Source organism: Streptomyces sp. NPDC058985 (assembly GCF_042740985.1).
Taxonomy (GTDB): Bacteria; Actinomycetota; Actinomycetes; order Streptomycetales; family Streptomycetaceae; genus Streptomyces.
Genome location: NZ_JBHYJX010000041.1, coordinates 1 through 22,666, shown reverse-complemented (window position 1 = coordinate 22,666; position 22,666 = coordinate 1). Strand labels below are relative to the sequence as shown.

The window sequence follows — 22,666 nt, the reverse complement described above, 5'->3', positions numbered from 1 at the left end:
AGCAATTCTAGACAGGGAGGTTAGCGGTCGTTAACCTGAGGGAAACGCGTTAACGCTCATTAACTGGTCGATCACTGGGTGAGGGGACCGCAGGATGCACGAGGCACCGGAGCTGACGACGGCGGCAGATCCCGCGTCCGAGGCCTTTCGGGCCAACGAGGAGGCGCACCGCGTCCTCGTTCAGGAGCTGCGCGCCAAGCTCGCCGCGGCCCGGCTCGGCGGCGGGGAGCGGGCCCGGGCCCGGCACACCGCGCGCGGCAAGCTGCTGCCGCGCGACCGCGTGGACACGCTGCTCGACCCGGGCTCGCCGTTCCTGGAGCTGGCGCCGCTCGCGGCCGACGGGCTCTACGACGGACAGGCCCCGGCGGCCGGCGTGATCGCCGGGATCGGGCGGGTGAGCGGCCGGGAGTGCGTGGTCGTCGCCAACGACGCCACCGTCAAGGGCGGCACGTACTACCCGATGACCGTGAAGAAGCACCTGCGGGCGCAGGAGGTGGCGCTGGAGAACCGGCTGCCGTGCCTGTACCTGGTCGACTCGGGGGGCGCCTTCCTGCCGATGCAGGACGAGGTCTTCCCCGACCGCGAGCACTTCGGGCGGATCTTCTACAACCAGGCCCGGATGTCCGGCGCCGGCATCCCGCAGATCGCCGCCGTCCTGGGCTCGTGCACGGCGGGCGGCGCGTACGTCCCGGCGATGAGCGACGAGGCCGTGATCGTCCGCAATCAGGGCACGATCTTCCTGGGCGGGCCACCGCTGGTGAAGGCGGCCACCGGCGAGGTGGTCACGGCGGAGGAGCTGGGCGGCGGCGAGGTCCACTCGCGCGTGTCCGGCGTGACCGACCACCTGGCCGAGGACGACGCGCACGCGCTCAGGATCGTCCGCCAGATCGTCTCCACGCTGCCGGAGCGCGGCCCGCTCCCCTGGGGCGTGGAGCCCGCCGTCGAGCCGAAGGCCGACCCGCAGGGGCTGTACGGCGCGGTGCCGGTCGACTCCCGCACCCCCTACGACGTCCGCGAGGTCATCGCGCGCGTGGTGGACGGCTCCCGCTTCGCCGAGTTCAAGTCGGAGTACGGGCAGACCCTGGTCACCGGCTTCGCCCGCATCCACGGCCACCCGGTCGGCATCGTCGCCAACAACGGCATCCTGTTCTCCGAGTCGGCGCAGAAGGGCGCCCACTTCATCGAGCTGTGCGACCAGCGTGGCATCCCGCTGGTCTTCCTCCAGAACATCTCCGGCTTCATGGTCGGCCGGGACTACGAGGCCGGCGGCATCGCCAAGCACGGCGCCAAGATGGTGACGGCGGTGGCGTGCACGCGCGTGCCGAAGCTGACGGTCGTCGTCGGCGGGTCCTACGGCGCGGGGAACTACTCGATGTGCGGCCGGGCGTACTCGCCGCGCTTCCTGTGGATGTGGCCCAACGCCAAGATCTCCGTGATGGGCGGCGAGCAGGCCGCGTCCGTGCTCGCCACGGTCAAGCGGGACCAGCTGGAGGCGCGCGGCGAGGAGTGGTCCGCCGAGGACGAGGAGACCTTCAAGGCACCGGTCCGCGCCCAGTACGAGCACCAGGGGAACGCCTACTACGCGACCGCCCGCCTGTGGGACGACGGGGTGATCGAGCCCGCCGACACCCGGCGGGTGCTGGGGCTGGCCCTGACCGCCTGTGCCAACGCGCCGCTGGGCGACCCCCAGTTCGGCGTCTTCCGGATGTGAGGAGGGGACTCGATGGGAAGCACGATGGGGAGCCCGATGTTCGACACGGTGCTGGTGGCCAACCGCGGTGAGATCGCCGTGCGAGTCGTCCGGACCCTGCGCTCGATGGGCGTGCGCTCGGTGGCGGTCTTCTCCGACGCCGACGCGGACGCGCGGCACGTGCGCGAGGCCGACGAGGCGGTACGGATCGGTCCGGCGCCGGCGGCGGAGAGCTATCTGTCCGTCGAGCGGCTGCTGGAGGCCGCCGCCAGGACCGGCGCGCAGGCCGTCCACCCGGGGTACGGCTTCCTCGCCGAGAACGCGGGGTTCGCGCGGGCCTGCGAGGAGGCGGGGCTGGTCTTCATCGGGCCGCCCGCCGACGCCATCGCCCTGATGGGCGACAAGATCCGGGCCAAGGAGACGGTGAGGGCGGCAGGAGTCCCGGTCGTCCCGGGCTCCAGCGGCAGCGGGCTGACCGACGACCAGCTCGCCGACGCCGCCCGCGAGATCGGCACCCCGGTGCTGCTCAAGCCGTCGGCCGGCGGGGGCGGCAAGGGGATGCGGCTGGTGCGGGACTCCGCCGTGCTCGCCGACGAGATCGCCGCCGCCCGCCGCGAGGCCCGCGCCTCCTTCGGCGACGACACGCTCCTCGTGGAGCGCTGGATCGACCGGCCCCGGCACATCGAGATCCAGGTCCTGGCCGACGGCCACGGGAACGTGGTGCACCTGGGCGAGCGCGAGTGCTCCCTCCAGCGCCGGCACCAGAAGATCATCGAGGAGGCGCCCAGCGTGCTCCTCGACGAGGCGACCCGCGCCGCGATGGGCGAGGCCGCCGTGCAGGCGGCACGCTCCTGCGGGTACCGGGGCGCGGGCACGGTGGAGTTCATCGTGCCGGGCAGCGACCCGTCGTCGTACTACTTCATGGAGATGAACACCCGCCTCCAGGTGGAGCACCCGGTGACCGAGCTGGTCACCGGCCTGGACCTGGTGGAGTGGCAGCTGCGGGTGGCGGCGGGCGAACCGCTCGGCTTCGCGCAGGAGGACGTCCGGCTGACCGGGCACGCGGTCGAGGCCCGGCTGTGCGCCGAGGACCCCGCGCGCGGCTTCCTCCCCTCCGGCGGCACCGTGCTGCGGCTGCGCGAGCCCGAGGGCGACGGGGTGCGCACCGACTCCGGGCTCAGCGAGGGCAGCGAGGTCGGCAGCCTCTACGACCCGATGCTGTCCAAGGTGATCGCGTACGGCCCCGACCGGGAGACCGCGCTGCGCAAGCTGCGGGCGGCCCTGGCCCGGACGGTGACGCTGGGCGTGCAGACCAACGCCGGGTTCCTGCGGCGGCTGCTCGCGCACCCGGCGGTGGTGGCGGGCGACCTGGACACCGGTCTGGTGGAGCGCGAGGCCGACGGCCTGGTCTCCACCGACGTGCCGGAGGAGGTGTACGAGGCGGCGGCGGCCGTGCGGCTGGACGCGCTGCGTCCGCGCGGGGACGGCTGGACGGACCCGTTCTCGGTGCCGGACGGCTGGCGCACGGGCGGCGAGCCGAAGCCGGTGGCCTTCTCGATGCGGGCGCCGGGGCTCGACCCCGTCACGCACGCCCCGCGCGGCACCCACACCGTCACCGACGACCGGGTGGCCGTCACCCTCGACGGCGTCCGGCACACCTTCGACCGCGTCGCCGACTGGCTGGGCCGCGACGGAGACGCCTGGCACGTGCGCGACCACGACCCGGTCGCCGCCTCCCTCACCCGCTCCGCCCACGCGGGCGCCGACTCGCTCACCGCGCCGATGCCGGGCACGGTGACGGTGGTGAAGGTCGCCGTCGGCGACGAGGTGGCCGCCGGGCAGAGCCTGCTGGTCGTGGAGGCGATGAAGATGGAGCACGTCATCTCCGCCCCGCACGCCGGCACCGTCGCCGAACTGGACGTCGCGCCCGGCACCACGGTCGCCATGGACCAGGTGCTGGCGGTCATCACCCCGGCACAGAGCCCCGGCGACGGGACGGAGGAGACGGCATGAACACCCCCGACCCGGTCCTGCCCATGACGGTGCCGGCCGAGGGCCTGCCCGCCCGCGTCCGCATCCACGAGGTCGGCGCCCGCGACGGCCTGCAGAACGAGAAGGCGATCGTCCCGGCGGCGGTGAAGGCGGAGTTCGTCCGCCGCCTCGCCGGGACCGGCCTGACCACCATCGAGGCGACGAGCTTCGTGCACCCCAAGTGGGTGCCGCAGCTGGCGGACGCGGAGGAACTGTTCCCGGCGGTCGCGGAGCTGCCGGTCGACCTCCCCGTCCTGGTGCCGAACGAACGCGGCCTGGACCGCGCGCTGACGCTGGGCGCCCGGCGGGTCGCGGTCTTCGCCAGCGCCACCGAGTCCTTCGCCAAGGCCAACCTGAACCGCACGGTGGACGAGGCCCTGGCCATGTTCGCGCCGGTGGTGGCGCGCGCGAAGGCGGCGGACGTGCACGTGCGGGGCTACCTGTCGATGTGCTTCGGCGACCCGTGGGAGGGCGCCGTCCCCGTCCCGCAGGTGGTGCGGGTCTGCCGGGCCCTGCTGGACCTGGGCTGCGACGAGCTGAGCCTCGGCGACACCATCGGGGTGGCGACCCCGGGCCATGTCGGCGCCCTGCTCACCGCGCTCACCGAGGCGGGCGTCCCCGTGGACACGCTCGGCGTCCACTTCCACGACACCTACGGCCAGGCCCTGTCCAACACGCTGACCGCGCTGCGGCACGGCGTGACGACGGTCGACGCCTCCGCCGGCGGCCTGGGCGGCTGCCCGTACGCCAAGTCCGCCACCGGCAACCTCGCCACCGAAGACCTCGTGTGGATGCTGCGCGGCCTCGGCATCGACACCGGCGTCGACCTCGGCCGTCTCGTCGCCACCAGCGTCTGGATGGCCGCCCACCTGGGCCGACCCAGCCCGTCCCGCACCGTACGAGCCCTCGCGGGCTCGGGCGCCGACTCCCACCAGGAGCACTGATCACCCATGGACCACAAGCTCTCCCCCGAACTGGAAGAACTCCGCCGCACGGTCGAGGAGTTCGCCCACGACGTCGTGGCGCCCAAGATCGGTGACTTCTACGAGCGGCACGAGTTCCCGTACGAGATCGTCCGGGAGATGGGCCGCATGGGCCTGTTCGGGCTGCCGTTCCCGGAGGAGTACGGCGGCATGGGCGGCGACTACCTGGCGCTCGGCATCGCCCTGGAGGAGCTGGCGCGGGTCGACTCGTCGGTGGCGATCACGCTGGAAGCGGGGGTCTCGCTGGGCGCGATGCCGGTCCACCTGTTCGGCACCGAGGAGCAGAAGCGCGAGTGGCTGCCCCGGCTGTGCTCCGGCGAGATCCTGGGCGCCTTCGGCCTGACCGAGCCGGACGGCGGCTCGGACGCGGGCGCGACGCGGACGACGGCGCGGCTGGACGAGGCGACCGGCGAGTGGGTGATCAACGGCAGCAAGTGCTTCATCACCAACTCGGGCACGGACATCACCGGCCTGGTCACGGTCACGGCGGTCACCGGCCGCAAGCCGGACGGGCGGCCCCTGATCTCGGCGATCATCGTCCCGTCCGGCACCCCGGGCTTCACGGTGGCCGCCCCGTACTCGAAGGTCGGCTGGAACGCGTCGGACACCCGTGAGCTGTCCTTCTCCGACGTGCGGGTCCCGGCGGCGAACCTGCTGGGCGAGCAGGGACGCGGCTACGCCCAGTTCCTGCGCATCCTGGACGAGGGACGCATCGCCATCGCCGCACTGGGCACGGGACTCGCACAGGGCTGTGTGGACGAGTCGGTCAGGTACGCGAAGGAACGTCACGCCTTCGGCAAGCCCATCGGCGCCAATCAGGCCATCCAGTTCAAGATCGCCGACATGGAGATGAAGGCGCACACCTCCCGCCTCGCCTGGCGGGACGCGGCCTCACGCCTGGTGACGGGCGAGCCGTTCAAGAAGGAGGCGGCGCTGGCGAAGCTGTACTCGTCGACGGTGGCCGTGGACAACGCCCGGGACGCCACCCAGATCCACGGCGGCTACGGGTTCATGAACGAGTACCCCGTCGCCCGCATGTGGCGGGACGCGAAGATCCTGGAGATCGGCGAGGGCACCAGCGAGGTCCAGCGGATGCTGATCGCACGGGAGTTGGGGCTGGTGAGCTGAGACCGGACGCCGTCGCGGGGCGGGGCCGGGCGGCCCCGCCCCTGGACAAGATCTGAGGTTAGGCTAACCTACCCAGAACTTGTCCCGCGGACCCTCCGCACCGTTCGAAAGCAGCCACACCATGCCCAACGCCAGCGCTACCCACCTCACCCGCCGCGGAATCCTCGCCGCGGGCGGCGCCCTCGGCCTCGGTGCCGCGCTCACGGCCTGCGGTGACGACGACGGCAAGAGTGGCTCGGACGAGGGAGCGGGCAGCGCCGGCAAGTCCGGCCCCTGGTCCTTCAAGGACGACCGCGGCACGACCGTGAAGCTGGACAAGGTCCCGACGAACATCGTCGCCTTCACCGGTGTCGCCGCCGCCCTCTTCGACTACGGCGTCCAGGTCAAGGGCGTCTTCGGCCCCACCACGACCAAGGACGGCAAGCCCGACGTCCAGGCCGGCGACCTCGACGTCGACAAGGTCACCGTCCTCGGCAACGAGTGGGGCAAGCTCAACGTCGAGAAGTACGCGGCCCTCGCCCCCGAGGTGCTCATCACCACGACGTTCGACACCGCGGGCACCCTCTGGTCGGTCCCGGAGGAGTCCAAGGACAAGGTCGCCAAGCTCGCGCCGAGCGTGGCCGTCTCGGTCTTCGACCGTCAGCTCACCCAGCCGCTCCAGCGCATGTGGGAGCTGGCCGAGTCGCTGGGCGCCGACATGAAGGCCAAGAAGGTCACCGACGCCAAGGCCGCCTTCGAGAAGGCCGCCGCCCGGCTGCGCGCCGCCGCCAAGGCCAAGCCCGAGATCAGGGTCCTGGCCGGCTCGGCGAGCCCCGACCTCTTCTACGTCTCCGGCACCAACCTGTCCGTGGACCTGGAGTACTTCAAGGCCCTCGGCGTGAACTTCGTCGAGCCCTCGGAGGAGGCGAAGAAGGCGACCGGCGGCTGGTTCGAGAGCCTGAGCTGGGAGAACGTCGACAAGTACCCGGCCGACGTGATCATCATGGACGACCGCGCCTCCACCATCCAGCCCGCGGACATCACCGAGGGCACCTGGAAGCAGCTCCCCGCGGTCAAGGCCGGCCAGGTCATCGCCCGTTCCCCCGAGCCGATCCTGTCCTACGACAAGTGCACGCCGCTGCTGAACAACCTCGCCGAGGCCATCGAGAACGCCAAGAAGGTCGGCTGACCTTCTCCGTCTCCCGGAGCACGCCATGACGACGGCCGTAGCCGCCCCGTTCCGTTTTTTCGCCCTCCAGGTCGTACGGACGAGGCGGCTCGGTCCGTCTCTGGCCCGTGTCACCTTCGCCGGGGACGACCTGCGCGCCTTCCACTCGGACGGCCTCGACCAGTCCCTGTCGCTGTTCCTGCCGCACCCGGGCCAGTCCGAGCCCGCGGTGCCGGTGGAGCGGGGCGACGGGTGGTGGCAGGCCTGGCGTGAACTTCCGGACGACGTACGGGCGGTGATGCGCTCGTACACGCTGCGCGCGCTCCGGCGCGACGGCGCCGGCGACACCGTCGAGATCGACATCGACTTCGTGCTGCACGGCGTCGAACCCGGCGCCGCCTTCGAGGCCGGTCCCGCCGCCCGCTGGGCCGCCGCCGCCACCGCCGGGGACCGCGTCCTGCTGCTCGGCCCGGCGATCGCCGACAACCGGGCGATCCGCTTCCGGCCGCCCGAGGACACCGACCTGGTGGTGATCTGGGGCGACGAGACCGCCGTACCGGCCGCCTGCGCGATCGTCGAGTCGCTGCCGGCCGGCACCCGCGCCCGGGTCTGGCTGGAAGTGCCGCACGCCGAGGACGTGCAGGACCTCCACACAGCGGCGGACGCCGAGATCACCTGGCTGGTCCGGGACGTCACCGGCGGCCCCGAGGCGACCCTGACCACCCTGCGGGAAGCGGAACTGCCGGACGCCGAGCACCCCTACGTCTGGATCGCGGGCGAGTCCGGCTGCGTCAAGTCGCTGCGGCGGCACTTCGTGGGCGAGCGCGGCATCGACCGGCGGCGCGTCACCTTCGTCGGCTACTGGCGCCAGGGGCTGACGGAGGAACAGCTCCGCGAACAGGGCTGAGAGCGGGGGCTCCTGGACCGCCGCACACCTGAGTGACGGCAGTCACGCACAGGCATGCGTGTGATCCAATCGAGTTAGGTTAGGCTGACCTAAGTTGAAGCAAGGGTTCCGCCTTGCAGACCTGCCCCGCCCTTCCCCGTCCTTCCCCTCCCTCTCGGACCGTCCCCACCGGAGGACCTCCCCATGCGCTCGCACCTGCTCAACGACACCACCGCGGAGCAGTACCGCCGCTCCGTGACCGAAGGAGTCGAGCGGGTGGCCGCCAGAATCGCCACCACCGACCGCCCGTTCACGGGTGTCACGGCCGACGCCCTCTCCCCCCGCATCGACGAGATCGACCTCGACCGGCCGCTGCACGACACGGCCGCGGTCCTCGACGAGCTGGAGGACGTCTACCTCCGCGACGCCGTCTACTTCCACCACCCCCGCTACCTCGCCCACCTCAACTGCCCGGTCGTCATACCGGCGGTGCTCGGCGAGGCGGTGCTGTCCGCCGTCAACTCCTCCCTGGACACCTGGGACCAGTCGGCCGGCGGCACGCTCATCGAGCGGAAGCTGATCGACTGGACCACCGCCCGGATCGGCCTCGGCCCCGCCGCCGACGGCGTGTTCACCTCCGGAGGCACCCAGTCCAACCTCCAGGCGCTGCTGCTGGCGCGGGAGGAGGCCAAGACCGACTCCTCGGCCAAGCTGCGGATCTTCGCCTCCGAGGTCAGCCACTTCAGCGTGCAGAAGTCGGCGAAGCTGCTCGGCCTCGGCCCCGACGCCGTCGTCCCGATCCCCGTCGACCACGACAAGCGCCTGCACACCGTCGTCCTCGCCCGTGAGCTGGAGCGCTGCGCGCGGGACGGTCTCGTCCCCATGGCCGTCGTCGCCACGAGCGGCACCACCGACTTTGGCTCCATCGACCCGCTGCCGGAGATCGCCGCGCTCTGCGAGCAGTACGGCGTGTGGATGCACGTGGACGCGGCCTACGGCTGCGGGCTGCTCACCTCGCTGAAGTACCGGGACCGGCTGGCCGGCATCGAGCGGGCCGACTCGGTCACCGTCGACTACCACAAGTCCTTCTTCCAGCCGGTGAGTTCCTCCGCCGTGCTGGTGCGGGACGCCGCCACCCTGCGCCACGCCACCTACCACGCGGAGTACCTCAACCCGCGCCGCATGGTGCAGGAACGTATCCCCAACCAGGTGGACAAGTCGCTCCAGACCACCCGCCGCTTCGACGCGCTCAAGCTGTGGATGACGCTGCGCGTGATGGGCGCCGACGGCATCGGGCAGCTCTTCGACGAGGTGTGCGACCTGGCCGCCGACGGCTGGCGGCTGCTCGCCGCGGACCCGCGCTTCCACGTCGTGGTGGAGCCGAGCCTGTCCACCCTGGTCTTCCGCTACATCCCGGCGGCCGTCACCGACCCCGCCGAGATCGACCGCGCCAACCTGTACGCCCGCCGCGCCCTGTTCGCCTCCGGGGACGCCGTGGTCGCGGGCACCAAGGTGGCCGGACGCCACTACCTGAAGTTCACCCTGCTCAACCCCGAGACGACCACGGCCGACATCGCCGCCGTCCTCGACCTGATCGCCGGCCACGCCGAGCAGTACCTGGGAGAGTCCCTTGACCGCGCTTCCTGAAGCCAGTGCCACGTACGACTTCGTGGGGATCGGCCTCGGCCCCTTCAACCTCGGCCTCGCCTGCCTCACCGAGCCCATCGAGGCGCTGAACGGCGTCTTCCTGGAGTCCAAGCCGGACTTCGAGTGGCACGCCGGCATGTTCCTGGACGGCGCCCACCTCCAGACCCCGTTCATGTCGGACCTGGTCACGCTCGCCGACCCGACCTCCCCGTACTCCTTCCTCAACTACCTGAAGGAGAAGGGCCGACTGTACTCGTTCTACATCCGGGAGAACTTCTACCCGCTGCGTGTCGAGTACGACGACTACTGCCGCTGGGCCGCGAACCAACTGAGCAGCGTCCGCTTCTCCACGACGGTCACCGAGGTGACGTACGACGAGCGCGAGGAGCTGTACGCCGTCGCCACCACGGGCGGCGACACCTACCGCGCCCGCCGCCTCGTCCTCGGCACCGGCACCCCGCCGCACATCCCCGACGCCTGCCGGGGCCTGGCCGGCGACTTCCTCCACAACTCCCAGTACGTCCGGCACCGGGCGGAGCTGGTGAAGAAGGAGTCGATCACGCTGGTCGGCAGCGGCCAGTCCGCCGCCGAGATCTACCAGGACCTGCTCGGCGAGATCGACGTCCACGGCTACCGGCTGAACTGGGTCACGCGCTCCCCGCGCTTCTTCCCGCTGGAGTACACCAAGCTCACGCTGGAGATGACCTCCCCGGAGTACGTGGACTACTACCACGCGCTGCCGGAGCCCACCCGCTACCGCCTCACGGCGGAGCAGAAGGGCCTGTTCAAGGGCATCGACGGCGACCTGATCAACGACATCTTCGACCTGCTCTACCAGAAGAGACTGGGCGGACCGGTCCCCACCCGCCTGCTCACCAACTCGGCCCTGACCAGCGCCCGGTACGCGGACGGCACGTACACCCTGGGCTTCCGCCAGGAGGAGCAGGGCACGGACTTCGAGATCGACACCCAGGGTCTGATCCTGGCCACCGGGTACCGGTACACCGAGCCGGAGTTCCTCAAGCCCGTCCGCGACCGGCTGTGCTACGACTCCCGCGGCAACTTCGACGTGGCCCGCAACTACGCCGTGGACGTCACGGGCAGCGGCGTGTTCCTGCAGAACGCGGGCGTCCACACGCACAGCGTGACCAGCCCCGACCTGGGCATGGGCGCCTACCGCAACAGCTACATCGTCCGAGAGCTGCTCGGCACCGAGTACTACCCGGTCGAGAAGTCGATCGCGTTCCAGGAGTTCAGCGCATGACCACCCCCACGAAATCCGCCACCACGAGGATCGGTGCCCTCACCCTGCGCCCCCTCGACCCGCTCAGGGACGCCGAGCTGCTGCACGGCTGGCTCACCCACCCCAAGTCCGCGTACTGGATGATGCAGGAGGCGAAGCTGGTCGACGTCGAGCGGGCGTACATGGACCTGGCCGCCGACCCGTACCAGGACGCCTTCATCGGCCTGCACGACGGCGTCCCCGCCTTCCTGATGGAGCGGTACGACCCGGTCCACCGCGAGCTGACCGGCCTGTACGAGCCGGAGCCCGGCGACGTCGGCATGCACTTCCTGGTCGCCCCCACCGACCGGCCGGTGCACGGCTTCACCCGCGCCGTGATCACCGCCGTCATGACCGAGCTGTTCGCCGACCCGGCCACCGCCCGCGTCGTGGTCGAGCCGGACGTCGACAACAAGGCCGTCCACGCCCTGAACGAAGCCGTCGGATTCGTGCCCGAGCGCGAGATCCAGAAGCCGGAGAAGAAGGCGTTGCTGAGCTTCTGCACCCGCGACCAGTTCGAGAAGGCGGTGTCCCGATGAGCCTCGCCGACGCCGTCGCCCACCTCTCCCCCGAGCGCTGGGAGCAGGCCAACGGCCTCCTGATCCGCAAGGCTCTGGCCGAGTTCACGCACGAGCGGCTGCTCTCCCCCGAACGGGACGGTGAGGAGTACGTCGTCCTCAGCGACGACGGCCAGACCCGCTACCGCTTCACGGCGACCGTCCGCGCCCTGGACCACTGGCAGGTGGACGCCGCCTCCATCACCCGCCACCGCGACGGGACCGAACTCCCGCTCGCCGCGCTCGACTTCTTCATCGAGCTGCAGAAAACGCTGGGCCTGAGCGAGGAGATCCTGCCGGTCTACCTGGAGGAGATCTCCTCCACTCTCTCCGGCACCTGCTACAAGCTCACCAAGCCGAAGGTCACCTCCGCCGAGCTGGCCCGCGGCGACTTCCAGGCCGTCGAGACCGGCATGACCGAGGGCCACCCGTGCTTCGTCGCCAACAACGGGCGGCTCGGCTTCGGCATCCACGAGTACCTGGCGTACGCCCCCGAGACCGCGAGCCCGGTCCGGCTGGTGTGGCTGGCCGCGCACCGCTCGCGCGCCGCGTTCACGGCCGGCGTCGGGATCGAGTACGAGTCCTTCGTCCGCGACGAGCTGGGCGAGGGGACCGTCGACCGCTTCCACGGCGTCCTGCGCGAGCGGGGCCTGGACCCGGCCGACTACCTGTTCATCCCGGTCCACCCCTGGCAGTGGTGGAACAAGCTCACCGTCACCTTCGCCGCCGAGGTCGCCCGCGGGCACCTGGTCTGCCTCGGCGAGGGCGACGACGAGTACCTGGCCCAGCAGTCCATCCGCACCTTCTTCAACGCCTCGCACCCCGGGAAGCACTACGTGAAGACGGCCCTGTCCGTCCTCAACATGGGCTTCATGCGGGGCCTGTCGGCGGCCTACATGGAGGCCACCCCGGCCATCAACGACTGGCTCGCCCAGCTCATCGAGGGCGACCCGGTGCTCAGGTCGACGGGCCTGAGCATCATCCGGGAGCGGGCCGCCGTCGGCTACCGGCACCTGGAGTACGAGCAGGCCACCGACCGCTACTCGCCGTACCGCAAGATGCTGGCCGCGCTCTGGCGGGAGAGCCCGGTTCCGTCCCTCCAGGAGGGCGAGACGCTCGCCACCATGGCCTCCCTCGTCCACGTCGACCACGAGGGCGTCTCCTTCGCGGGCGCGCTGATCGAGCGGTCCGGCCTCGCGCCCGCCGAGTGGCTGCGGCAGTACCTGCGCGCCTACTACGTCCCGCTGCTGCACAGCTTCTACGCCTACGACCTGGTGTACATGCCGCACGGCGAGAACGTGATCCTGGTCCTGGAGGACGGGGTGGTGCGGCGCGCGATCTACAAGGACATCGCCGAGGAGATCGCGGTGATGGACCCGGACGCGGTGCTGCCGCCGGAGGTCGCCCGGATCGCCGTGGACGTGCCCGAGGACAAGAAGCTCCTGTCCATCTTCACGGACGTCTTCGACTGCTTCTTCCGCTTCCTCGCCGCGAACCTGGCGGGCGAGGGCATCGTGGAGGAGGACGACTTCTGGCGGACGGTCGCGGAGGTCACCCGCGAGTACCAGGAGTCGGTGCCGGAACTGGCCGAGAAGTTCGACCGGTACGACATGTTCGCGCCCGACTTCGCGCTGTCCTGCCTCAACCGGCTCCAGCTGCGCGACAACCGGCAGATGGTGGACCTCGCCGACCCGTCCGGCGCGCTCCAGCTGATCGGCCGGCTGGAGAACCCGCTCGCGGGCCGGTAGACCGGCCAGGCGGACAGGCGGGCGCCCCGGAGACGGTCCTCCGGGGCGCCCGTCACCGCGTTCCGGTCAGGCCGGGTTCACGTCCGTTTCACGACCAGGGAACCTGCGGCGAGCGGTAGTAGTCGATCCCCATCGCCTCCCAGCGCGGCGCCTGGGCGGCCAGCCGCACCTTGTAGGTGTCCCAGTCGTGCGTCGACGCCGGGGACCAGCCCAGTTCGGCGACGCCGGGCAGCCTCGGGAAGGCCATGAACTCCAGCTGCTCCGGGTCGGAGAGGGTCTCCGTCCACAGCGGCGCCTCGACACCGCGCACCGCGGAGGCCGGGGCGCCCGGCAGATAGGCGGCCGGGTCCCAGTCGTAGGACCGCTGCACCTCGACATAGCCCGCCCAGGACAGACCCAGCGGGGTGTCCTTGGTGTACTTCATGTCCAGGTATGTCCGGTCGGCCGGGGACAGGATCAGCCCGGTCCCGTTCCGCGCGGCCTCGGCGACCTGGGCCTTCTCCGCGTCACTGGTACGGTCCAGGCCCCAGTACTGGACCAGCGCGCCCTCGGCCGGTTCGGCGCTCGCCAGCTGGTGCCAGCCGACGACCGTCTTGCCGTACTTAGCGACGATCGGCTGCACCCGCTTCATGAACGTCACGAAGTCCTCGTGCGGCGTGGAGTGCGCCTCGTCGCCCCCGATGTGGAAATAACGGCCCGGGGTGAGGGCGGCCAGCTCGCGCACGACGTCGTCCACGAAGTCGTACGTGACCTCCTTGCCGACGCACAGGGAGCTGAAGCCGACCTCGGTGCCGGTGTACAGCGGCGGCGCGACACCGTCGCAGTTCAGCTCGGCGTAGGAGGCGAGGGCCGCGTTGGTGTGGCCCGGCATGTCGATCTCGGGGACGACCTCCAGGTGGCGGGAGGCGGCGTAGCGCAGGATCTCCTTGTAGTCGTCCTTGGTGTAGTAGCCGCCGGGGCCGCCGCCGACCTCGGTGGAGCCGCCGTACGTCGCCAGCCGCGGCCAGGAGTCGATGGCGATGCGCCAGCCCTGGTCGTCGCTGAGGTGCAGGTGGAGCTTGTTGTACTTGTAGAGGGCGACGCGGTCGATGTACTGCTTCACCTCGTCGACGGTGAAGAAGTGCCGGGAGACGTCCAGCATGGCGGCCCGCCAGCCGTAGCGGGGGGTGTCCTCGACGGTGCCGCCGGCCACCAGCCAGGGGCCGGGCTGCACGGAGTCCTTCTCGACGGCGGCGGGCAGGAGCTGACGGAGGGTCTGGACGCCGTGGAAGAGGCCGGACGCCGCGCGGGCGGTGATGGTGACGCCGGAGCGGCCGCTGTCGAGGCGGTAGCCCTCGTCGCCGTAGGAGCCCTTGGCCAGGCGCAGCTGGATGCCGCCGTGGCCGTGGGAGGTCACGGGCAGCCGGTAGCCGGTGGACGGCCGCAGGACGCCGGCCAGGTAGTCGCCGACGCGGCGGGCCTCGCGCGAGTCGCCGACGCGGATGTGGGTGGAGCGGGTGATGCGGTACGGGGCGCCGCCCGGGTCGACCGAGGCGGGGGCCGGGATCACCTGGTCCAGGGGGGTCGCGGCCGTCTTGTGCGCGGGTGCCGCGCCCGTGGTGATGGCGCAGGCCGTCACCACCAGAAGCAGCGATCCCAGCAGCCGGCTGGTGCGGGGAGTCGTTCGGTGGTGCCGTCGACGAGCTCTCACGTGCGCGCTCCCTTCACGGTTGTGCGGTACGGGGGTTGGGGACGGGTGTAGACCACTCTCCCGCACCATCGCCGCCCGCAGAAGCGGTGAAACAATCCGCGCATGGCGGAAATCATCCAGAAGGACGGAACGTGGGTCTTCGACGGCGACTCGCTGCGGCTGACTCCTGGACGCGACAAGAGTGTCGCCCTGCTGCGCCGGGAGTTGGGTGAACTGCTCGTCCCGCTCTCCGCGTTGGCGGGCATATCGTTCGAGCAGGGCCGCAAGTCCGGCCGGCTGCGGCTGCGCCTGCGGGACGGCGCCGACCCGCTGCTGCACGCGACGGGCGGCCGGCTGACCGAGCCGCACGACCCGTACCAGCTCCTCGTGGAGTCCGACCGGTACGGCGTGGCCGAGTACTTCGTGGACGAGGTGCGCAACGCGCTGCTCCTGGACCAGGTTCCGTCCGGCCCGGTGGACGCGTACCTGCTGCCGGGCCCCGCCGTCCCGCTGTCCGTGTCGGCCGGGGACGGCATCGCGAGCTTCGACGGCGAGCGGGTGCGCCTGGAGTGGAAGTGGCAGGCGGAGGACGCCAAGTCGGCCGGGGGTCCGCGCACCCTCCCCCTCGGCGACATCCTCTCGGTGGAGTGGCAGCCGGAGGTGGGCATGGAGAACGGCCACCTCCGGTTCACCGTGCGGGGCGCGCCGAGCAAGGTGCCGCCCAAGTACGACCCGAACGCGGTGGAGCTGTGGGGCTTCAAGAAGGACCCGCTGATGGCCCTGGTCGCCGCGGCCGTGCAGGCCCGCCTCCCGCACCCGGCCGCCCCCGCCGCCCCGGAGAAGACCCTCCCGCCCGGGGACGCGCCCGCGCCGGCCCCCGCGGCCGAGGACGACCACGACGCGCTGCTGCGCCGGCTGCGGGAGCTGGGTGAGCTGCACCGCTCCGGGGTCCTGACGGAGGAGGAGTTCAACCTGGCCAAGCAGGCGGTACTGAGGCGATTCTGACCGGCCCCCGCCGACCCCTGCCCGAAATCGGGCAGGATTCTTGCATAACCGTGTCCCGTACTCCAGGATCTACCGGGTGCACGACGAACTCGTTGATCATCTGACGCGGTCCACCCCTCTGAACCGGGGCGAGGCGCTGCGCGTGATCCAGGACGTGCTCGCCTACTTCGACGAGACGACCGAGGAGTTCGTCCGTCGCCGCCACCGCGAACTCCAGACCCAGGGCCTGGTGAACGCGACGATCTTCGAACGGATCGGGGCGGAGCTGAAATACCGGGCGGTGGCACCGGCGGAGCTTTCGCTCCGTCAGCTGCGCCGCATCGTCTACGGCTGAGAAGCCGAAGAGGAACACGAGGTTGACGTATACATGTGCGGAATCGTCGGATACATCGGCAAGCGTGACGTCGCGCCCCTGCTCCTGGAGGGCCTCCAGCGCCTGGAGTACCGCGGCTACGACTCGGCGGGCATCGTCGTCACGTCCCCGAAGGCGGCCGGCCTGAAGATGGTCAAGGCCAAGGGCCGGGTCCGCGACCTGGAGGCCAAGGTCCCGGCGCGCTTCAAGGGCACCACCGGCATCGCCCACACCCGCTGGGCCACCCACGGCGCCCCGTCCGACGCGAACGCCCACCCGCACATGTCGGCCGACCAGAAGGTCGCCGTCGTCCACAACGGCATCATCGACAACGCCGCCGACCTGCGCCGCAAGCTGGAGGCGGACGGCGTCGAGTTCCTCTCCGAGACCGACACCGAGGTCCTCGTCCACCTCATCGCGCGCTCCGAGGCCGAGAAGCTGGAGGACAAGGTCCGCGAGACCCTGCGGGTCATCGAGGGCACGTACGGCATCGCCGTGATGCACGCCGACTTCCCCGAGCGCATCGTCGTCGCCCGCAACGGCTCGCCGGTCGTCCTCGGCATCGGCGAGAAGGAGATGTTCGTCGCCTCGGACATCGCCGCGCTGGTCGCCCACACCCGCCAGATAGTCACGCTCGACGACGGCGAGATGGCCACCCTCAAGGCGGACGACTTCCGCACGTACACCACCGAGGGCACCCGCACCACCGCCGAGCCGACCACCGTGGAGTGGGAGGCCGCCTCCTACGACATGGGCGGCCACGACACCTACATGCACAAGGAGATCCACGAGCAGGCCGAGGCCGTGGACCGCGTGCTGCGCGGCCGGATCGACGACCGCTTCTCCACCGTGCACCTCGGCGGCCTCAACCTGGACGCCCGCGACGCGCGCGCCGTGCGCCGCGTGAAGATCCTCGGCTGCGGCACCTCGTACCACGCGGGCCAGATCGGCGCCCAGATGATCGAGGAGCTGGCCCGCATCCCCGCGGACGCCGAGCCCGCCTCCGAGTTCCGGTACCGCAACGCGGTCGTCGACCCCGACACCCTGTACATCGCCGTCTCCCAGTCCGGTGAGACGTACGACGTGCTGGCCGCCGTGCAGGAGCTGAAGCGCAAGGGCGCCCGCGTCCTCGGCATCGTCAACGTGGTCGGCTCGGCGATCGCCCGCGAGGCCGACGGCGGCATGTACGTGCACGCCGGGCCCGAGGTCTGCGTCGTCTCCACCAAGTGCTTCACCAACACCTGCGTCGCCTTCGCGCTGCTCGCCCTGCACCTGGGCCGCACCCGCGACCTCTCGGTCCGCGACGGCAAGCGGATCATCGAGGGGCTGCGCAAGCTGCCCGCGCAGATCGAGGAGATGCTGAAGCAGGAGGAGGACGTCAAGAAGCTGGCCGCGCAGTACGCCGACGCCCGCTCGATGCTCTTCATCGGCCGCGTCCGCGGCTACCCGGTCGCCCGTGAGGCCTCCCTGAAGCTCAAGGAGGTCTCGTACATCCACGCCGAGGCCTACCCGGCCTCCGAGCTGAAGCACGGCCCGCTCGCCCTGATCGAGCCCGCCCTGCCGACGGTCGCGATCGTGCCGGACGACGACCTGCTGGAGAAGAACCGCGCGGCCATGGAGGAGATCAAGGCCCGCAGCGGCCAGATCCTCGCCGTCGCCCACCAGGAGCAGGAGAAGGCCGACCACACCATCGTGGTCCCGAAGAACGAGGACGAGCTGGACCCCATCCTGATGGGCATCCCCCTCCAACTCCTCGCCTACCACACGGCCCTGGCCCTGGGCAGGGACATCGACAAGCCGCGGAACCTGGCGAAGTCGGTCACGGTGGAGTAGCGGGCCCCCCACGGGCGCGGGGGCCAGGGCGCGCAACCCCCCCACACCCCCCCCCGCGCCCCCACCCCAAAGCCCCCCCCCGGGGGCCCCCCACACGCGGGGGGCCGTTCCGTCGCCGGGGAGCCGCCACACCCCCCGGCCGGCGGCAGCTACACCGTCACTCCCCGGCCCGCAGCGCGTCGCGAGACACCCGTGGGCCAGTGGGCCAGGACCGCGGTCGCCGCGTACCAGGCGACCACCCCCGCCCCGACGGCGAACCACCCGCCCGCCTTGCCCAGCGCCGTACTGTCCGCGAACGAGCCGACGGCGAGCAGCAGCAGGGACACGCAGAGCAGCCCGTACATCCCCTGCCCGAGTGCGTCGCCGCCGGCGAACGTGAGGGTGAGGGCGACGAGGGCGAACAGGAGCAGGAAGAGTCCCGCGGCGTTGGCGGAGACCTGGTTGCCGGCGGAGACGGCCCAGGTGAACCAGAGCGCGCCGAGGACGGTGAAGGCCGTGCCGGAGGCGGTGTCGCTCTCACGCAGTGCGAGCAGACCGGCGACGAAGAGCGCGACGCCGCCGACGTACTGGGCGACGGTCACGGCGTCCGCCGCCGTCACCTGGTCGATCACGGCGGTGTGACCGAGGCCGAAGGCCAGCAGGGTGATGCCGAGCGCGAGTCGGCCGGCGATGGTGGTGGTGCTTCCCGCGGAGACGTCGTTGTCCACGGCGGGCTCCCTTCATGCATGTGCGGTGGTGCGGTGACACGTATATGCCCTTCACAAAGGCACAAACACCTCTACGCGTCGGTAGCTTCACGCTGCATGACCAGGGGAGCCGCCTGGGACGGCAGGGACGGCGGGGACGGCCGAGTCACCCGCGGAACGCTACGGGATGATCACCACGGGCCGCTTCGCCCGCTTGGCGAGCCGCCCGGCGACGGAGCCGAAGAGCCGGCCCACGAGGCCGTGACTGGAGCCGACGACGATGGCGTCCGCCTCGTACTCCCGGCCCACCTCTTCGAGTTCGTGGCAGATGTCGCCGCCGCGCTCGACCAGGATCCAGGGGACGTCGGCGAGATAGTCGGCGCACGCCAGCTCCAGACCCAGCACCTCGGTGCGGTGGTCCGGCACGTCCACGAAGACGGGAGGCTCGCAGCCGGCCCACACCGTGGTGGGCAGTCGGTTGGCGACATGCACGATGACCAGGCCGGAGCTCAGTCGGGATGCCATGCCGATGGCGTACGCGAGGGCACGCTCACTGGATGTGGAGCCGTCGAAGCCGACCACGACCCCGTGCTTGAAGGCGGGGTCGCACGACTGGCGTGGCTCTTCGGCCGCCAGGGGCTCGGCCGCCGTAGGTTCGGCGACGGGCCGCTTGCGGTCCGCGGGTTCGAAGAATTCGTGACCGGCCATGGCTGTCTCGGCGTTTTTATCCTCTATGGGGGGCCAACAGTGGGCGGCTGAGCTGTGTCCGGGAATGGTCTTCCCAACCCCATACCCCCAAGGGTACGGCGGCACGCCTCCTTCGCCCAGATCCCGCGGAAGGTCCGCCGCAGGGTTCACCGGAGCATGCCCGAGGGGCGCCCGCAACGCAATGGTTGCTGCCCTGTACAGGCGGTTTGCACAGGATTCAACGTTCGGTGATCGGTCGTGACCGACGCGCCACGCGGGCGTTGATCTCCATGCCATCAGCCTCAGGGAGCACCCGTGTCCGGACCGCACCGCACCGCCGAGCCGACGTCCGCGCCCTCCCGGGACGGCGTGACCGACCTCGTCCGCTGGGCGGCGTTCAGCTGCTTCCTGGTCCCGGTCGCGCTCCTCTGGTACGGCGCGTCCTTCGCCGGCACGGCCGGCACGGCCCTCGGCCTGGCCGCCGTCACCGGCGTGTGCCGTCTGCTGCTGCGGCGGTCCGAGCGCCTCGCCGCGCACCCGTGCGGCGGGGAGCGCGCGGGGCGGGGCGGCCGCGGCCGCCGGCGCAGGCCCGCGGCGCGGGCGCGCGGGGGCGGACGGCACGCTGGGGAAAACACACCGGTCGACTGACCGGTTTCCGCGCACAGTTCCGCTTCTTTTCAGCCAACTTCCAGGGGTGGCTCATCTGCCCCCCTCACCACCCCCAAACCCCCGTTCCACCTGCACGGAAAGGGTCTCGGGGACCCCGCGCACCCTATGGGGATTGGCCACTGACACAAGGCGCACTTCCCTGGGGCGCCCCAGAGTGCAACGCTTCGTGATCGACTGGTTCACGCCAAGTTGCCATGTCGACAATGTCCCAAGTGCCGAACCGGCCATCCCGGCGCGACGGGACACAGTAGATTCGATCTTGACTGTCTACGGCGGGGGACTCGTGCAGGACCGAGGGGAAACGTGTTGGAGCGACAGACCCGAAGGGTAGAGGGTGCCGCGACCACCGAGGGGGGCTTAGCAGTATGAGCCACGACTCCACCGCCGCGCCGGAAAGCGCCGCGCGGAAGCTCTCCGGGCGACGCCGCAAGGAGATCGTCGCGGTGCTGCTGTTCAGCGGTGGTCCCATCTTCGAGAGTTCCATACCGCTGTCGGTGTTCGGGATCGACCGCCAGGACGCCGGCGTGCCGCGCTACCGACTTCTGGTGTGCGCCGGTGAGGACGGCCCGCTGCGGACCACAGGGGGCCTCGAACTGACCGCGCCGCAGGGCCTGGAGGCGATCTCACGCGCGGGCACCGTCGTCGTGCCGGCCTGGCGGTCGATCACCTCACCGCCACCGGAGGAGGCGCTCGACGCACTGCGCCGGGCGCACGAGGAGGGCGCCCGCATCGTCGGCCTGTGCACCGGCGCCTTCGTGCTGGCGGCGGCCGGCCTGCTGGACAGCCGCCCCGCGACCACGCACTGGATGTACGCGCCGACGCTGGCCAAGCGCTATCCGTCGGTGCACGTGGACCCGCGCGAGCTGTTCGTGGACGACGGCGACGTGCTGACGTCCGCGGGCACCGCCGCCGGGATCGACCTGTGCCTGCACATCGTGCGCACCGACCACGGCAACGAGGCGGCCGGCGCGCTGGCCCGCCGCCTCGTGGTGCCGCCGCGCCGGAGCGGAGGCCAGGAGCGCTACCTGGACAGGTCTTTACCGGAGGAGATCGGCGCCGACCCGCTCGCCGAGGTCGTCGCCTGGGCGCTGGAACACCTCCACGAGCAGTTCGACGTGGAGACGCTGGCCGCGCGCGCCTACATGAGCCGCCGCACCTTCGACCGCCGTTTCCGGTCGCTGACCGGCAGTGCGCCGCTCCAGTGGCTGATCACCCAGCGGGTGCTGCAGGCCCAGCGCCTGCTGGAGACGTCGGACTACTCGGTGGACGAGGTCGCGGGCCGCTGCGGCTTCCGCTCGCCGGTGGCCCTGCGCGGTCACTTCCGCCGCCAGCTGGGATCCTCGCCTGCCGCCTACCGGGCCGCCTACCGGGCACGGCGCCCCCAGGGCGAGCGCCCGGTGGACCCGGATCCGGGCGGCGCGGGAGCCCCACGGCCACCCGCCCCGGCCGAACCGGCCGCCCTGACACCGGAGGGTTCGGTCCCGTTCCAGACCCGCCGCACGGCGGCACCGGTCCCGGCGGCGGCCGGCGTCCCGGGCCAGCGCAGCGCACCGTGACCTGACGCGCGGAACGCCGGACGGGCCTCTCGGCCCGTCCGGCGTTCGCCGATCCAGCCCGTCCGGCGTTTGAGGACGAGGCCGTCCAGGCCGAAAGCGGGGGTCTGGGGGCGGCAGCCCCCAGCGAGGCCCACACCGACGCCGGGGGCCCGGGAAACAGGCGCCCGCCGTACAGTGGCCGCATGAACGATCGCATGGTGTGGATCGACTGCGAGATGACCGGCCTCTCGCTGTCCGACGACGCGCTCATCGAGGTTGCCGCCCTCGTCACCGACTCCGAGCTGAACATCCTCGGCGAGGGCGTCGACATCGTCGTCCGCCCGCCGGAGCGGGCCCTGGAGACGATGCCCGACGTGGTGCGCGAGATGCACACCGCGTCCGGCCTGCTCGCGGAGCTGGACGGCGGCACGACGCTCGCGGACGCCGAGGCGCAGGTCCTCGCGTATGTACGGGAGCACGTGAAGGAGCCCGGCAAGGCCCCCCTGTGCGGCAACTCGGTCGGCACCGACCGCGGCTTCCTGCTGCGGGACATGCCCACGCTCGAGGACTACCTCCACTACCGGATCGTCGACGTCTCGTCGATCAAGGAGCTGGCCCGCCGCTGGTACCCGCGGGCGTACTTCAACAGCCCCGAGAAGAACGGCAACCACCGCGCGCTCGCCGACATCCGCGAGTCCATCGCCGAACTGCGCTACTACCGGGAGGCGGTCTTCGTCCCGCAGCCCGGACCGGACTCCGACACCGCCAAGGCGATCGCCGCGAAGCACGTCGTACCGGCCGGGTAGGGCCCCCGGTACGCCGGGGAGCGGCGCCCGGAAAGCCGGGCGCGAGCACCCCTTCGGACCCTGTACACTTTTTCTCAGCCGGTCGGGAAACCCCGCCATGCGGGATTCGAGCACCGGCCTTGGTGGGTGTAGCTCAGTTGGTAGAGCACCTGGTTGTGGTCCAGGTGGCCGCGGGTTCAAGTCCCGTCACTCACCCTGATCCGTCGGCCCGTGTACAAAAGGGATGTGAACCCCCCGCCGGGGTGCCGGTGAACCCCCCCCACACCCACAACCCAAAAAAACACCCCGCCAAACCCAACCAACCAAAACAACACAAAATGCACCC

19 protein-coding genes and 1 tRNA gene are annotated in these 22,666 nt (G+C 71.2%); 17 read left to right on the top strand and 3 right to left on the bottom strand.

Annotation, left to right across the window (positions count from 1 at the left end):
• Positions 1 to 94: 94 nt before the first annotated feature.
• The 10 genes from ACFW01_RS29170 (at position 95) to ACFW01_RS29125 (ending at position 13,099) form a co-directional block, all read left to right on the top strand.
• Positions 95 to 1,711 carry a carboxyl transferase domain-containing protein gene (locus tag ACFW01_RS29170; protein WP_384508459.1) on the top strand — a complete coding sequence of 539 codons (1,617 nt, stop codon included), beginning with the start codon at positions 95 to 97 and terminating at the stop codon, positions 1,709 to 1,711.
• A 36-nt stretch (positions 1,712 to 1,747) separates the two neighbouring features.
• Entirely contained in the window at positions 1,748 to 3,703 is a 1,956-nt protein-coding gene (locus tag ACFW01_RS29165; RefSeq protein ID WP_384508543.1) for an acetyl-CoA carboxylase biotin carboxylase subunit, read from the top strand.
• Positions 3,700 to 4,665 (top strand): hydroxymethylglutaryl-CoA lyase, encoded by a 966-nt coding sequence (locus tag ACFW01_RS29160; protein WP_384508456.1) that lies wholly within the window; start codon positions 3,700 to 3,702, stop codon positions 4,663 to 4,665. Before ACFW01_RS29165 ends, ACFW01_RS29160 begins: the two co-directional genes overlap by 4 nt.
• A gap of 6 nt (positions 4,666 to 4,671) precedes the next feature.
• Complete coding sequence (locus ACFW01_RS29155; RefSeq protein WP_234961344.1) at positions 4,672 to 5,832, top strand: acyl-CoA dehydrogenase family protein; 1,161 nt, start codon at positions 4,672 to 4,674, stop codon at positions 5,830 to 5,832.
• A gap of 121 nt (positions 5,833 to 5,953) precedes the next feature.
• Entirely contained in the window at positions 5,954 to 7,000 is a 1,047-nt protein-coding gene (desE, locus tag ACFW01_RS29150) for a siderophore-binding protein DesE (protein WP_234961345.1), read from the top strand.
• A gap of 25 nt (positions 7,001 to 7,025) precedes the next feature.
• On the top strand, positions 7,026 to 7,886 hold the full coding sequence (locus tag ACFW01_RS29145) for a siderophore-interacting protein (protein WP_384508452.1): 861 nt from the start codon (positions 7,026 to 7,028) through the stop codon (positions 7,884 to 7,886).
• Between the two features lie 183 nt (positions 7,887 to 8,069).
• On the top strand, positions 8,070 to 9,512 hold the full coding sequence (desA, locus tag ACFW01_RS29140) for a lysine decarboxylase DesA (RefSeq protein ID WP_384508449.1): 1,443 nt from the start codon (positions 8,070 to 8,072) through the stop codon (positions 9,510 to 9,512).
• Positions 9,496 to 10,776, top strand: a complete 1,281-nt coding sequence (locus ACFW01_RS29135; protein ID WP_234961348.1) for a lysine N(6)-hydroxylase/L-ornithine N(5)-oxygenase family protein — start codon at positions 9,496 to 9,498, stop codon at positions 10,774 to 10,776. Before desA ends, ACFW01_RS29135 begins: the two co-directional genes overlap by 17 nt.
• Positions 10,773 to 11,333 (top strand): GNAT family N-acetyltransferase, encoded by a 561-nt coding sequence (locus ACFW01_RS29130; RefSeq protein WP_234961349.1) that lies wholly within the window; start codon positions 10,773 to 10,775, stop codon positions 11,331 to 11,333. Before ACFW01_RS29135 ends, ACFW01_RS29130 begins: the two co-directional genes overlap by 4 nt.
• Positions 11,330 to 13,099, top strand: coding sequence for an IucA/IucC family protein (locus ACFW01_RS29125; RefSeq protein WP_384508444.1), 1,770 nt, complete (start codon positions 11,330 to 11,332; stop codon positions 13,097 to 13,099). Before ACFW01_RS29130 ends, ACFW01_RS29125 begins: the two co-directional genes overlap by 4 nt.
• An 88-nt stretch (positions 13,100 to 13,187) precedes the next feature.
• Here the strand turns inward: ACFW01_RS29125 and ACFW01_RS29120 are convergent, their stop codons facing one another.
• A complete protein-coding gene (locus ACFW01_RS29120) occupies positions 13,188 to 14,789 on the bottom strand; it encodes a beta-N-acetylhexosaminidase (protein ID WP_234961351.1) in 1,602 nt (533 codons plus the stop codon).
• 102 nt (positions 14,790 to 14,891) lie between these two features.
• On the opposite strand from ACFW01_RS29120, the gene ACFW01_RS29115 reads away from it, so the two are divergent.
• The 3 genes from ACFW01_RS29115 (at position 14,892) to glmS (ending at position 17,958) form a co-directional block, all read left to right on the top strand.
• On the top strand, positions 14,892 to 15,773 hold the full coding sequence (locus tag ACFW01_RS29115) for a DUF4429 domain-containing protein (RefSeq protein WP_234961352.1): 882 nt from the start codon (positions 14,892 to 14,894) through the stop codon (positions 15,771 to 15,773).
• Positions 15,774 to 15,849: 76 nt separating this feature from the next.
• Positions 15,850 to 16,107 (top strand): hypothetical protein, encoded by a 258-nt coding sequence (locus tag ACFW01_RS29110; RefSeq protein ID WP_122619966.1) that lies wholly within the window; start codon positions 15,850 to 15,852, stop codon positions 16,105 to 16,107.
• Positions 16,108 to 16,140: 33 nt separating this feature from the next.
• Positions 16,141 to 17,958 carry a glutamine--fructose-6-phosphate transaminase (isomerizing) gene (gene glmS / locus ACFW01_RS29105; protein WP_161325910.1) on the top strand — a complete coding sequence of 606 codons (1,818 nt, stop codon included), beginning with the start codon at positions 16,141 to 16,143 and terminating at the stop codon, positions 17,956 to 17,958.
• Positions 17,959 to 18,107: 149 nt separating this feature from the next.
• Here glmS and ACFW01_RS29100 read toward each other — a convergent pair whose 3' ends face one another.
• Positions 18,108 to 18,665, bottom strand: a complete 558-nt coding sequence (locus ACFW01_RS29100; protein ID WP_234961353.1) for a GPR1/FUN34/YaaH family transporter — start codon at positions 18,663 to 18,665, stop codon at positions 18,108 to 18,110.
• A gap of 159 nt (positions 18,666 to 18,824) precedes the next feature.
• On the bottom strand, positions 18,825 to 19,352 hold the full coding sequence (locus ACFW01_RS29095; RefSeq protein ID WP_064728013.1) for a universal stress protein: 528 nt from the start codon (positions 19,350 to 19,352) through the stop codon (positions 18,825 to 18,827).
• Between the two features lie 294 nt (positions 19,353 to 19,646).
• On the opposite strand from ACFW01_RS29095, the gene ACFW01_RS29090 reads away from it, so the two are divergent.
• The 4 genes from ACFW01_RS29090 (at position 19,647) to ACFW01_RS29075 (ending at position 22,536) form a co-directional block, all read left to right on the top strand.
• Positions 19,647 to 19,979 carry a hypothetical protein gene (locus tag ACFW01_RS29090; protein ID WP_384508439.1) on the top strand — a complete coding sequence of 111 codons (333 nt, stop codon included), beginning with the start codon at positions 19,647 to 19,649 and terminating at the stop codon, positions 19,977 to 19,979.
• Positions 19,980 to 20,365: 386 nt separating this feature from the next.
• Positions 20,366 to 21,556: a helix-turn-helix domain-containing protein gene (locus ACFW01_RS29085; RefSeq protein ID WP_234959766.1), complete on the top strand. Its 1,191-nt coding sequence runs from the start codon at positions 20,366 to 20,368 to the stop codon at positions 21,554 to 21,556.
• A gap of 182 nt (positions 21,557 to 21,738) precedes the next feature.
• The gene (orn, locus tag ACFW01_RS29080) at positions 21,739 to 22,341 is read left to right on the top strand and encodes an oligoribonuclease (protein WP_234959765.1); all 603 of its coding nucleotides are present in this window, start codon (positions 21,739 to 21,741) and stop codon (positions 22,339 to 22,341) included.
• Between the two features lie 122 nt (positions 22,342 to 22,463).
• Positions 22,464 to 22,536, top strand: a tRNA-His gene (locus ACFW01_RS29075).
• Positions 22,537 to 22,666: the final 130 nt, after the last annotated feature.